This window comes from Njordella aestuarii (genome assembly GCF_056494165.1).
Window position 1 is genome coordinate 3,524,898 of record NZ_CM151397.1, and the last position, 13,233, is coordinate 3,538,130.

The window sequence follows — 13,233 nt, forward strand, 5'->3', positions numbered from 1 at the left end:
TACAGCAAGAAAGACTGCTAAACGCTACTCCTGCGCATACTTTTGCTAAAAAAAGCAAGCTGCGCAGCGTGAAGCATCAAGCATGCCAGAGAGGTGGATCACGCGCACCGAAGCCAAGAACCAGAAGATCGACCTTCGCTGTCGCTACTGCGAGGAAAGCAGGGGAAGGCGAACTGAAGTTGTCGACGCTGAAACTTACCGCCGCGACCTGAGAACTGCTGTAGAAAGCGCAAATCGCGCAACTTCCGTGACCAACAGCCGCCGAACCAAGCTCGCTTAGAACACTCGGTTGCTCGTGTTGTTTGGACGGATGCGAAACAACAATATGCTCATGTGCGCAGCAACGACCAGAACTACAAACAGATCTAGTGGTCTTGGCAACATCATCCGAATCACTCGGGCGCGGCGCTGCCCGCGTGCCATCGATGCTGTGTGATTCACAGCATTGGTCGGCATGGCACGGCCCATGATGGTGCCAAAACGGCCCGAGCATGGCTGGCACGCCATAACCGACGAGCAAGCAGAGTGTAATAATTTGTCGCGAGAGCATCGCTTAACTTGGATCCGCAGTTTAATAGAATGCGGTCCGACCAGATGCAATCGTATTGCATCTGCTGTCGAATGTCAACTACTTGTCGTTGTTTATTTTTCCCAAGCGTGCTGACTTACCAGGAATCGCTATGCTACTCAAGCGAAACTGCTTGCATCGATGACTTGCAAAGCCCCCAACTTGGTCTGCCTGGACGAGCTCACGAAAAATTCCATGCTGCTCGGCACCTGCCGTTGGCTACCCACGGGCGACGGTGCGGTGAGCTTTTGTTTTGGCATAACCGTCGCATGGAACTCGCAACGTTTCAGGTATCACCATGATGCGTTGATTGTCGCGAACAATAATGGTAACCAAGAAGGTTCCATATTACTGGTCCACGAAAGATCGCGCCAACGCAATTAAGCAGCGCGGCGGCGTTCGGATTGGCGTAGCTGGTGGAAGGTGGCGAGTACTTCGTGGAAGTCTTTGCTCACGACGATGGTTTCCGTAGCAAAATCGTCTAGCCAACTGCTTTGATCAACTGCGGCTTGCAGCAGGGCGGGCAAGAAGTCTTTCAATTGGACTTTGACTTCGGAGCCTTCCCAAGCACGCTTTGCACGTGGTGACTGATTGGCTACTGGTCGCTTGTCCAGCTTTCGTTCGCCTTGGGTCGGAGTCGTTGAATGAAGTTTGGACTCGCGAACAGCTGACTTCAATATCGAATAGCTGCTGGGGGTCCTGGCTGAGCTTTCGTTGGCCATTTGGTTCGAAAGGCTGCTAAAGTTGAAATGAAAAGGCACGTGATCATTGCTCATCGAGAGTAATTCCGGAGTTCCAGGACGCGATACGAGGGCGGACTTTAACGTACGATGAACTTTATCGGATAGAGCGACTTTGACGGTTAAGTTATTTTTCAGACATGTTCAAGAGAGGGGGCATGAGCAAACTGGGAACGCTACGCAGGGTTTTGCCGAAGCGGGGCAGTTTGCGCATTTCAGGCACGTATTTGAGGTAAATCGGGGAGAAATCGCTTCATAGCTTGACAACCAATACGCCCTACCATAGATTCCGAATTGCTGAATCAGTTATCAGGGAACAGGGCTTTCTCGCTGCGGTCGTCTGAGAAAAATATCCCCTCGTTTTCTGCTTGCCACGTGGCGACCTTGGTATTTGCACGCCGACAAGAGCGGTCTAAGAACCTATGACTTTACTGGAAGCGATCGCTCGCGATCTGCGCCGGCCCGAAGAACAACTTCGTTTACCTGCTGATCTACTTCGACAAGGGTATGATCCATCTTATCTGGCTCGTGTTCGTCCTGACGAGCTCAATCAGTTAGATGCTGCCACCCTTGCTCGACTGCGCCGCGCGTTGCGGTACCGCGACAACCTTGAAAAAATCAAGGAGGACGTGCGTAAAGATGGAGAAGAGCAGGGATGGTGGAGCGAATCGATCTCCACTGCGGTCTCTGCCGCGGGTAGCGCTGCTGAAGTTCAAGCTTTGACTCGTAATATTAGGTCCCGACGCAGTTCGACGGCGATTGCCACTGCTGATCCCAATGCGGCCAAGGTGGCGACTGAGATATTGATGGCCAGCGGTCCAGCACCAGCCGACTTCAACGCATGGATCAAGCAGCAAGTCGAAATCGATGACGCTCAGATCGAACCGATGTTGGCGAACGTCAAAGCGTATCTACAAGCTCTGTTGCTGGAAGATTCCGGCCTGATTGCCAAGATCTTTGGTTTGGTGAAAAACCGCGCGGTCGTTCAGTCTTCGCTGATCGAAACCCCGGCTGACGCCAGTGGTGGCGATGCGGGTGGAGAAGGTGCATCGGCTAACAAACGCAAGCGCAAGAAACGTAAACGCTCAGATAAACCTGCAGGCGAATCGACAGACCAAACTTCGCAGAATTCGCAAAGCGAAACGGCTAGCCAACAGCCCAGCGCAGAAAGTGTGCCGTCAGAATCACAACCTCAACCCAGCAATCAGGTTGAGCCCGCGGCTGAATCAGTCCAACCAACAAATGCCATCGTATCGCAAGCGGGTCAGTCAGACGATGCGGATGATGCTCAATCGACACAGGAACAACAATCAAGCGGCGAAGAGCCTGTTGTGCCGGAAGAAACGCAAGTCGACTCCGTCGAGCACGCAGCCGCAGCCAATGATGTTGATGCAGTAGACAATGGAATTGCCACTTCAGAGACAACGGAAGGTGAAGCTGTTGTCACCGACGACGCAAAGCCTGCTGATGCTGGCGAGATCCGCGGCTTTGATGAAAACCGCAAAACCAAAACGACTCGGGCGGTTTCCGCAAAGGAACTTTCGCCACGACAACGTCGTCGACGCTGGCTAAAGATCCAGCTTGAGCCTTACAGCAAATTGCGTCGAGCGTTGACGAAGCTCTCGCCTTACCAAATTGTTATGCTTGGGCGTGGCAATCGTTCCCAAATCCTAAAGGTCGAACTCGACTACGATCGCAAAGCCGTGTCTCGCATGGCCCGCGAGTCACTAGGCAACCGCGAGCATCCCTTCGCCGAATTCCTCGACAATGCGGTCGACGAAGCGATGAACGGTCTGCTTGCCAATCGCATTGAGCAAGAAGTGTTTGCCGATGCCGAAGAGCACGCTCAACAGCAGCTCATCGAGTACTCTGTCGAACATCTTCAGACGTTGTTGATGCAGCGGCCCGTGCGTGGTCATCGAATTTTGATGATTGATGCGATCGGTACCAAGAGCGCCGCGGTCGTTATTGTCGATCCCGAAGGCAAGATCGATCACATTGGCGAGCTGCCTTGCAACAGTATGCGCCCAGACGCTGTCAATCAAAACGTGCGGCTTCTCGGCGAGTGGGCTCATGACTACAACGTTAGCTTGATTGCTCTCAGCACCGGTCCTGCCCGACGGTACCTTATGCATTCGATACGCGAATTCATGAGCCAGTCCGATCCTGACACGATTCGATGGACTATGGTCGATCGTGAAGGTGCAGACACATACTGTACGACTCGCTTGGCACTGCAGGAGTTGCCCACGCTTTCGCGTCGGCATCGCGCAGCAGCTTGGCTCGCCTGGCGAATGCAAGATCCGCTTGTGCAACTGCTAAAGGTCGAACCAACGCGGCTACGACTTGCTGTATTCCAAGCGGAACTGCCGCCGACGCTTGTCGAAGAATCGCTGCAAGAGGCCGTCGCTTCATCCGTAGCAACGCGCGGTATTGATTATTGGAACGGTCACCAAAAAGCCTTGGCCTGTGTTCCAGGTTTAGATGATCAACTGGCACGGACTGTTTGCGAGATTCGAGATTCCGAAGGCCCTGCGTCACGCGAAGCGTTATTGCTCGCCTTGGCCGAAAAGCTGCCGCCGAACAAACTGCGGCAGGCGATCGGGTTCTTGCGAGTGTTCGGATCCGAGCAGTCTTTGGATGGTACGTTGATCCACCCAGATGACTATCGACTGGCGGAACGTTTGATCGAAAATTCGGAACTGGGCCAACCACCAGCTACTCCCGAGGGCTGGACAAAATCAGCTAGGTTGCCTGAAAACGTTTCTGCCGCAATTGCTGACGAAGTAGATAGTGCTGAAGTTACCATCGCGCCGGCTAATGAGAACTTTGGCGACGGGGTCAGCGAGGAATCAGCTTCGGCTCTCGAAACTGATACCGGGGACGCGTCTGCAGCCGAATTGCCCTTGGAAGTCGCTGAAGAATCAAATAGCACACCTGATGTGACTGCGGATACGGAAGCAGAACAAGCTGATACGCAGGAGTCGCCTTCTGCCAATTCGACTGCCGATGATCAAGTTACCGAAACTGAGGTTGTGGCAAACGATACAACCGTCGCTTCCGAGAATATTGAAGCATCAGTCGGTGGTGTTGCTCAGCCGTCGACTCCTAAAGTCAAAGAGGTGAAGACGTTTGGCGGGCATCCTTTGGCACCGATTTCTCGAGATTTCTCGACCGAATCAAAGGAAGCCACGAAGCTGAGCGTTGATGTGGAGAAACTTGCACGGGGCTGGCAAGTTGGCCGAGAAAAGCTCAAGTTTGTCGCTCAAGTTTTGCAACATCCGTTTGATGATCCACGCGAGTTGTCAGCAGCAATTCCGCTGATGCGTCGTGTACCCAAGATCGATGAACTACAACGTGGCGAAACACTTTGGGCCATTGTAAGCGGTATCGCTGACTTTGGAGTTTTTGCCGACCTTGGACCTGACTGCAGTGGGTTGATTCACGTTTCGCGCCTGTCGCGGAACTATGTGGAAGATCCCCACCAAGTTGTGAATGTTGGCGATTTAGTACAAGTATGGGTCGTCGATGTTGATGCTGAAAAACGTCGTATTTCGCTGAGCGCACTCCCGCCAGGCGTTGCTCAAGAGTCACGTCCTTACTCCGATGGGGGTGAACGCGGTGAGTACCGAGGCGGTGGCCGCGGTGGGCCAAGGCAGGACAACCGAGGCGGAAATACTCGACCTGACTATCGTTCGGCTTCTCAAGATTCATCTTCACGACCAGCGGGCCGAGGTGGTCCGCAAGGCGCTGGCTCAGGCAGAGGTGCCCCTCAGAGTGCAGGTAGCGCTGGCCGCGGAGCCCCTCAAGGAGCTCGGAGCGGTGGTGGTAGAGATCGAAACGCCCCCTCGGGAGCACCGGCTGGTTCAGGCGGTGGCTCGCGACCTGATCGCGGAGGTGGTGGTCGTCCAGACCGACGCGACTCGCGCGGTCGAGGCAACGACCGAAATCAACGACGGGGTGGGGCTCCCAACATAGGCGCGGCTACCGTGATTGACTTGCCGAGCAAAGAGCTTCCGGCGTCCGCGCGGAAAGGAAACTCTGCATCGTCCGAACCGGCAAGCGGCAACGAGCCTATGCGATCATTCGGCGATCTACTTGCCCGGTTTCAGACTAAACATGAGGAAGCCAAACAAGCGCCCGTCTCCGAGAAGCCTACCTCTTCAGGTTCGCCGGAAGGTACCAGTGAAAACGAGAGCTGAACCGTTTTCTCTGCCCGTTAAAAAAACCTAGCTCTAGAGACTTGGCAGCGTATGCCCTACGTTGCCAAGTCTTTTTTTGCAAAAATTGCAGGTGTTCTATTGGGTTTGAACACGCTGCGTCTTAATGGTCTTGCTCCTCGTAGTTGGTGAATATCGTTCCTGACACGTTATTTTGACGGGGAGATTCCAGGATTTATATATAAGGCAAAGTGCCTTACTTTTAAGGTGGCGCGTACTGGAAAAACGTTTACGCCCCCTTCCTTTTGTGCTACTATATAGATCCCAGTAGTTCGGCCCGTTCGCAGCCAAAGTGAACGGACCTTATTATTCCCGCCTCCGCGTTTGTCAAACGCTTACGTTTTCCCGCCGTTGAAACTTCCTGTCGATCTCTCGCTTTATACAAGGCAGACGTCGCGAATCTAAAAGCTCCCATTGTTCGGTTTCGTAATAGAACCTCGACTTTGCGGCTTCACTCAACTCCCTTAACATCCGCAATTCCGTATGTTGTTTCCTAGTCGCTCGATACGACTCGCCCTAGTCCTACATTTTGGGTTGCTCCCACTGCTCGCTTTTGCTCAAGAGGGCGAGATTACGCCGGCGGAACCTTCGGCTGACGCCTCAGTTGAAAGCAATGAATCTGAACTGAAGGCATCCTCAGAACCGCAACAAGACCTGCGCTTTTCATTTGATCGGACGGAGTGGCGAGACGTCTTCACTTGGCTTGCCGCCGAAGCCGGGCTTGCACTCCATGTTGCCGAAGTGCCAAGCGGCACGTTTACCTACAGTGATCCAAACTCCTATTCGACCGCCAGTGCGATTGATCGCATTAACATGTTCCTGCTACCCGACGGATTTTCGCTCGTTCGCTCCGAAGGCTTGCTGGCGGTCGTAAACTTGCGCGACGCCCGTAGCCTACAACGCTTAGATGCGTTGGCGAGAACGATTGCCCCTGAAGAACTCCAGAAGTCGGATGATCACGAAATAGTCAAATGCTTCTTTCCTTTGAAGGAATTACGGCCTTCCGAGGCGACGAGTGAACTTTCGCGACTTCAGCTGATGACCGAACCCACCGCACTAGAGGCGAGCAAGCAGTTGGTGGTGATCGATACAGCTCGAAAGCTGCGTAACGTTCAGGCTATTCTCGACGGTATGCGAACGGCCCTAGAATCCAAGCAGTCTCTGGTGCGACCATTCGTTTTGCAGCACGTTGGCTTGGAAGACCTGCTGACTGTTGCTCGTCCACATTTGGGCATCGAACCCGGACTGGCACATAATGAAGAGATCAACATCTCAAGCGATAACACGGGAAAGAAACTCTTCGTGTCGGGGACTTTAGAAGCGGTAAAGCTGCTCGAGAGCCTCATTGCGGTCGTCGATGTTGCCGATTCAACGGAACCAATGGTCGAAGAAGCCTCAGCACTGAAGTCGCATCGCGTACGCGACCAGAATCTTTCTACTGTCTATGACGTGCTGCAAACGGTGCTGGTCGGCCAATCAGTGCGGCTTTCGATGGAACCTTCGACCAATAGTATTGTTGCACTTGCGAGTGATGCGACTCATAAGATCATTGAAGGCACAATCGTGGAACTAGAAGGCTTGGAAAACATCTTCGCGATCATTCCTCTCCGGACGATCGACCCGTATTTTACAATAACGCTGCTTGATGAAATGTTCGAGTTGAGCCTCGCAACGAATAAGAACAGTGCTCGAGGAATTAAAATCGACGCCGACCCAAGCGGCATGCGGCTTTTTGTAAGAGGTCCCAAAGATAAGGTGGAAGAGATACAAAAAGTTGTTGCGGAATTGGATGGACAAGGGAGCGAAGAATCGGAAAGAGTCGTGCCGATCTTCGGAGCGCGTGCAGAAAGTGTGCTGGATCAAGCGAAGTCGACGTGGGCCGGAGAAAATCCAATACACGCAACAGAGAAAGCCAACGAGATTGAGACCGAAGTTATTGAGCGAACTATCCACATCGCTCCGGACGCATCGTCCGGAATGAGGAACGCCGAGCATCGTGATGCCACCGAAGTCGATGATGAGCAGTTGAGACGTGGTGACTTTGTTAGCTCACGAACCGATCAACCTCAAGAGGCTGACCCTAAATCAATCGGGGCAAAAGTGACGGCTCGCGGTATTGTGCTTGAATCCGAGGATTACGACGCTTTGAATCACTTCGAAACACACTTGAGAACCTTGGCCAACGGCGAAGAAACGTCGAAAGTTGAAACAATTATTTACTATCTTAAGTACGCGTCGGCAGATGAGGCGACGCACTTGCTTGCAGACCTCATCGATGGGGCCTCGAGTGTTGTTGATAGTTCGACGACCGCGAAGTTAGTAAATGGTGCCGTCCCATCAAGCAAGAGCATGAGTTTGCTAGGAAGCTACTTACGGTCAACAAAGGATGGTTCAAAGCTTGTCACCTCCGGCACTTTAACCGTCATCTCTGACGCTCGACTTAATCGGTTGATCTGCGTTGGAACAACTTCTGATCTTCAGTTGGTCGAGCAGTACCTTAAAGTCATCGACAAGGACTCAAGTTTAACATCCATAGAAACCCATGGCGTTTCCCATGTTATCGAACTTCAAAATGCGAAGGCAGAAGACATCGCGGACGTGCTTCGCGACACGTATGGAGATCGCGTGGCTCTAAACGCTCAACAGAAGAATGCCCAACGGGCTCAACAGGCAGCAGCACGCGAGCGTGGCAATGCCGTTTCCGACAACAACATTCAAGCGAGCCGTAACCAGGAGGCGCAAATGAGCATTGCGGTGCATGAAATCAGCAACTCTATCGTTGTCACGGCACCGGATACCCTGTTCCAAGACGTTAAGCAACTTGTAGAAAAGTTAGACCAACAAGCAGAACAGGCTGTTGAAGTCATCTACTACCCCAGCATGGAAGGGGTTGAGATGCTGCGTGAAACCCTCCAGCCGCAAAGTGGGGTATCGCAAAGTCGCCAACGTCGCAGGTCACGCTAAAGCAAAGTATACAAGCATGAAATTATTTACTCCTGCTGTCTTGGCCATCAGCGGACTTCTCTTGTGCTACCATTGCACCTGTGGGTATGGGCAGGACAATTCAGACCAGAGGCCGCGGACGTTTGGGTCAGATGATGGAATCGTAAAATTCCAAGGCTTCGGAAATGATGTCGTAGTGGTCCCTTACACTGCGTCCGATCTTGAACGCGCCGAAGGTCTTATAGCTAGGTACGATAAGAATCGCGACCGGATGCTGGATGCTGACGAAATTAACGAAGGAGCGGCATGGCGATTTCGCGAGTGGCACGATTTCGATTTCAATCGTGACGGCAGGCTTAGCGTCATTGAGATGGCGCAGCGACAAGCGTCACGCACGAATGGTGATGGGCCGTCACCGCAGGTTAAGCGATACTCTGTTATAGACCAACTGCGTCGCGAGGCTGCAGCGCCGGTAGCAGTCGAAACGCGACGAAGACGCGTCCGAGGTAACAGCGAAAACCGACGAAGTCGCGAACTAGCATACGATATCATGAGCCGCTTTGACCGAAACCAGGACCGGCAGCTTGACTCTTTTGAACGCAAAGACTTGGGTATCGATGTATCGCGTATCGATGAAGATGGCGATGATTTAATCGATGGGTCCGAGCTCTACCAATGGATCGACTCGCAGATCGATGAAAAAGTCGGCGATCTCTCTGATGTGCTGCCCGATTGGTTTTTCGAAAAGGACGCCAACAGCGATCAACAAGTGTCAATGGCCGAGTTTACCGACAATTGGTCTGATGAATTACTTGATCAGTTCAATTCAATGGATACAAACCACGACGGAGTAATCACCGCCATTGAGCTGGCCGAGGCAAAGTCGGTTATCGGAGGCACCTACACCTCCGCCAAGGCAACTCTCATTTCGCCGCGCACGACCGCGACCTCGATGATTGAAGTCGACGACGATATACTTATCGAAAAACTGCGGGTGCAGTTGTCGATAACACACGATTATACAGAACAAATATCGGCCTATATCAAGACGCCTGACGGGAAACGGATTGACTTGTTTCGTTCCGTTGGAGGTAGTGGCGACCACTTTGAAGCAACGATATTCGACGACGAATCTGGCGACAGAATTCAACGTGCGACGGCTCCGTTTCGGGGAACATATCAGCCGTTTGCTGTCGAGAAGGGAGAACCGAGTTTGAATAGCCTTCAGGACACTTCGCTCAAAGGGCAGTGGCAATTGGTAATCGACGCCGACCGCAATCAGCGATTCGGAATTTTACACAGTTGGGCGCTACTCGTTGTTCCTCGGAAGCAAAAGGCTTTGCCCGGCGAGGCATTGCAAAGCGAAAACGTTACAGCGAAGTGAACCGCTTTCAAACAATTTTTCCTTGTCGTTGTTCTGAAAAAAGTTGATTTGGTCCGCCGCGTAACTTTTTGGCCGGATCGGGACTGCCTAACGGAAACGAGCGGGCTGATTTCATGGCCATTGCCCGGCCTAGATCGAAGCGAATTCGGTCGAAATGCACGTTTTATCGAACCTTCTCGTGGCGACTCGATAGCCGCTTTTAAGCCGTCATTCTTCGCGCCGATTAAAGAATTTTCAAAAATCGCTTGACAGCCCACGCGTCAAATACTAAAAAACCAAAGTACTAAGAAACCAAAGTTAGAGGAATGGATTGATGGCAAGGCCCAAAGCGAAAGAGTTGACCGAACGGGAACTGGAAGTAATGCACTTGTTTTGGCAACATGGAGAATTGACCATTGCCGACGCGCAAGAGTTTCTGAACAAAGACGGGCGAGAACTCGCGTATACGACGGTCGCTACGCTCGTGCGAATCTTGATCGAGAAAAGTTTTCTCAAGCAAACGACGACTCAGCGCCCACACCAGTTCAAGCCGCGTCGCTCGTTCAAAGACGTATCCGGTCGTATGGTCATGGACCTGGTTCAGCGCGTCTTTGGAGGCTCGCGGGAAGCACTTCTACTTCAGCTTATGGAAGAGAGTTCGCTCACAGCTGCTGAACGTGAAATCTTACAACGAATTGCCAGTGGGCACCCCGAAATCCCCAGCAAGAAAGGCCGAACTAATGAATGAAACCCTGATAACAAACGCTTGGTCTTGGGGAATCCTTCAAGGCTCACTGGTTGCAATGATTGCTCTTGCGATCTTGCACTTCAATCGAAGCCTTACGCCGCGTGTCCGCGTACAAGTTGCTCTTATTGCAATGCTGTGGATGATTGTGATGCCACTAATAATGTTGGTCCCGACCAAGATCGGCATGCCGCTAAGCCTAAGTATTAATGACTCTTCAGAAAACCGCCTTCCGCCGCGTGCGAATCCTGAATCGGAAAGATTGGCTAACGATCTAGATCCTGTAGCACTTACACCCGCCGAACAATTCTCGGAATCCTTTTTTCAATTGACAGCGAACATTACTGAAACCTTTGCAGGCTTGAGTCAAAACGTTGATGGCGCAATTCAAGCTATGCCTGCTGCTGACAATGTCCAAGGACGACTTCCTTGGTTTCCAATCGTGATAGTCGCTTTCGTATTGCTCGGATGCATACGTTTGCTATCTGGTTGGTGGCAAGTCCGAAAAATCACCTTAGAAGCAAAACCCTGCAGCGACCCGCACCTGCTCCTCAGTATCCTGGGGATCAGTCAAGAACTCAATATTCGCTTCCCTATCGAGTGGCTTGAGCATCCTAATATTCCATCGCCTGCTGTTTTAGGACTTAAACGCCCCTCGATCGTACTTCCTGTCTCTTGGAAAGATTGGAGTGAAGCAGAACTAGTCGCGGCGATTGCACACGAGCTCGCGCACCTTCGTCGTCGCGATCCGTTCATCAATGTTGTAGCTCAAATTTCTTTAGCGTTTAATTTTTTCAACCCGCTCGCTCATCTTTTATTGCGTCAAGTCAGGCTGAATCAAGAGCTTGCCGCGGATTCATTAGCGGCGCCAGTGGTTGGTGGCCAGCAAAAGTATCTCCAAAACCTTGCTAGCCTCGCTCTGCGACGCACCAACGTGCGTATGAGCTGGTCTGCGCTCACTTTCCTTCCATCCCGAAGCACCTTTGTCAGGAGGCTTGAAATGTTCCGTAACTTGTGTCTAAAACCGACTCGATGGAGTCGCATGGGGTCTGCCATAACGTTCGCAACGTTCTTATTCGCATCTGCGGCCGTGACTTTCTGGCGACCGGCTATAGCTCAGCAAACGCTTGCCACGGAGCCAGTGCCGGGCAACGCGTTGAATGATGCTATCGCGCCGCTTTCAATCTATTCTGCGGCGATTCCGGCGCAAGCATTGATCAGGATTGAAATTGAGAAAATCTTGGAATTACGGGAAATTGGCGATCTGATTAAGTCGTCTGAACCGTACACAAATGAAGAAGGCTTTCGCGGTACGGGTATTAAACTCGGTGATGTAGAGTCTGTTATCGTAATAGTGGAGACTGAAAAACCTCCGATGGGAATAGTAAGACTTAAACCAGGCTCTCGCTGGGAGTCCCTTACACTGCCAAATGGACAAATCCACCAGCTAGATTCCCGAACCCTTTTGCTCTGCGATCAAGATCGATCCGCGGCAGCTTCTAGCATGATCGTGGCTGGACGAATCGGCAAAGGAAGCAAACTAAGCGAACTATTGGACAACGAGAAGAGTGGGTTAATCTCCGTCGCTTGGCACTCCCAAGCCATCGGCGCAAAGATGCCTCCCGAAGGAGCCATCTTTGCTCCTTTGTGGGAAGATGTTGATACGGGAACGCTGACTGCTTCTGTCAGTGGTGAAGATCTAGAGTTCAGCTCGACGCTCCATACATCTTCGCCTGATTCAGTGGCATCAACGCTAGAAGCATTAAAAATACTGGCCAAAAACTTTACCGAAAGGTTCCGAGGTCAAACGCGAAATAGGTCTGGCGGATATTCGGTTTCCGGTCCATTCGACTTATGGATGGCAAACGTTCAAAATGTCGTTCGTCCTAGCCTCGACGTACTAGCGATCGAAAGGAAAGATGGTCAGGTTGTCGTTAGCACGAAAGTAGAACACTTCGCGCCGATCACCACCGGATTCCTTGCTCCCGCTTTTAAGTCTGCTTCAGAGTATACAACTCGAGTGCAACAAATGAATGCGCTTCGACAAATTGGGCTCGCGCTGCACAACTATCATGACGCGCACGGACATTTCCCGCCAAGCGTCCTTGAAGAGAACGGAGTCAAGCGATCATGGCGAGTAGAAATATTGCCTTATATCGAACAAGCTGCGCTTTATGAAGCTTATCGCAAAGACTTACCATGGGATAGCCCTGAGAATATGAAGATTGCAGAGACGATTGTGCCAGTGTTTTCTGCGGATGGCCGGAAGCCCCAGACGCGCATTCGAGCTATCGGCGGCGAACATGGACTCCTAGGCAGTAAGGACGGCAAAGGCATTTCCATGACCGATGCACGAGATGGACTGTCCAAAACGATCGCGGCGATTGAATTTGGCGAACCAATCGCCTGGACACAACCCGAAGAGTCCACGTTTGCGCCGGAGGACATCCAGTCTGTTGAAGGGCCAGGAATGAACGCCCTGTTTGGTGATGGTTCGATCAAGTACCTGAGCAAGACCATCGACCGCAAAATTTTAGAAGCAATGCTCACACGTGACGGACGCGAGACTCTGGCGCTGCCGTAGGTTCTGCACTTTTGCACTAAACAAAAGACTGGGTAGCCGTGTGAAGCGAATTTCCTTCGCGTATGAACAG

Annotated in this window: 7 protein-coding genes; 5 read left to right on the forward strand and 2 right to left on the reverse strand. The window is 52.0% G+C overall.

What is annotated here, in order from left to right; genetic code table 11:
* Nucleotides 1–76: 76 nt before the first annotated feature.
* Complete coding sequence (locus SH451x_RS14135) at nt 77–550, reverse strand: hypothetical protein (protein ID WP_479357628.1); 474 nt, start codon at nt 548–550, stop codon at nt 77–79.
* A gap of 398 nt (nt 551–948) precedes the next feature.
* The gene (locus SH451x_RS14140) at nt 949–1,344 is read right to left on the reverse strand and encodes a hypothetical protein (RefSeq protein ID WP_479357629.1); all 396 of its coding nucleotides are present in this window, start codon (nt 1,342–1,344) and stop codon (nt 949–951) included.
* 386 nt (nt 1,345–1,730) lie between these two features.
* On the opposite strand from SH451x_RS14140, the gene SH451x_RS14145 reads away from it, so the two are divergent.
* The 5 genes from SH451x_RS14145 to SH451x_RS14165 all read left to right on the forward strand — a co-directional run bounded on the left by SH451x_RS14145 (nt 1,731) and on the right by SH451x_RS14165 (nt 13,163).
* Nucleotides 1,731–5,510, forward strand: coding sequence for a S1 RNA-binding domain-containing protein (locus tag SH451x_RS14145; RefSeq protein ID WP_479357630.1), 3,780 nt, complete (start codon nt 1,731–1,733; stop codon nt 5,508–5,510).
* 501 nt (nt 5,511–6,011) lie between these two features.
* On the forward strand, nt 6,012–8,492 hold the full coding sequence (locus SH451x_RS14150) for a secretin N-terminal domain-containing protein (RefSeq protein ID WP_479357631.1): 2,481 nt from the start codon (nt 6,012–6,014) through the stop codon (nt 8,490–8,492).
* 16 nt (nt 8,493–8,508) lie between these two features.
* A complete protein-coding gene (locus SH451x_RS14155) occupies nt 8,509–9,855 on the forward strand; it encodes a proprotein convertase P-domain-containing protein (RefSeq protein WP_479357632.1) in 1,347 nt (448 codons plus the stop codon).
* Nucleotides 9,856–10,168: 313 nt separating this feature from the next.
* A complete protein-coding gene (locus SH451x_RS14160; RefSeq protein WP_479357633.1) occupies nt 10,169–10,582 on the forward strand; it encodes a BlaI/MecI/CopY family transcriptional regulator in 414 nt (137 codons plus the stop codon).
* A complete protein-coding gene (locus SH451x_RS14165; protein ID WP_479357634.1) occupies nt 10,575–13,163 on the forward strand; it encodes a M56 family metallopeptidase in 2,589 nt (862 codons plus the stop codon). Before SH451x_RS14160 ends, SH451x_RS14165 begins: the two co-directional genes overlap by 8 nt.
* The last annotated feature ends 70 nt before the right edge of the window (nt 13,164–13,233 follow it).

Bases quoted from the DNA above. Each gene is read 5' to 3' on its own strand.
- SH451x_RS14135 (WP_479357628.1), bottom strand. From the start codon at position 550: ATGCTCTCGCGACAAATTATTACACTCTGCTTGCTCGTCGGTTATGGC.
- SH451x_RS14140 (WP_479357629.1), bottom strand. From the start codon at position 1,344: ATGAGCAATGATCACGTGCCTTTTCATTTCAACTTTAGCAGCCTTTCG.
- SH451x_RS14145 (WP_479357630.1), top strand. From the start codon at position 1,731: ATGACTTTACTGGAAGCGATCGCTCGCGATCTGCGCCGGCCCGAAGAA.
- SH451x_RS14150 (WP_479357631.1), top strand. From the start codon at position 6,012: ATGTTGTTTCCTAGTCGCTCGATACGACTCGCCCTAGTCCTACATTTT.
- SH451x_RS14155 (WP_479357632.1), top strand. From the start codon at position 8,509: ATGAAATTATTTACTCCTGCTGTCTTGGCCATCAGCGGACTTCTCTTG.
- SH451x_RS14160 (WP_479357633.1), top strand. From the start codon at position 10,169: ATGGCAAGGCCCAAAGCGAAAGAGTTGACCGAACGGGAACTGGAAGTA.
- SH451x_RS14165 (WP_479357634.1), top strand. From the start codon at position 10,575: ATGAATGAAACCCTGATAACAAACGCTTGGTCTTGGGGAATCCTTCAA.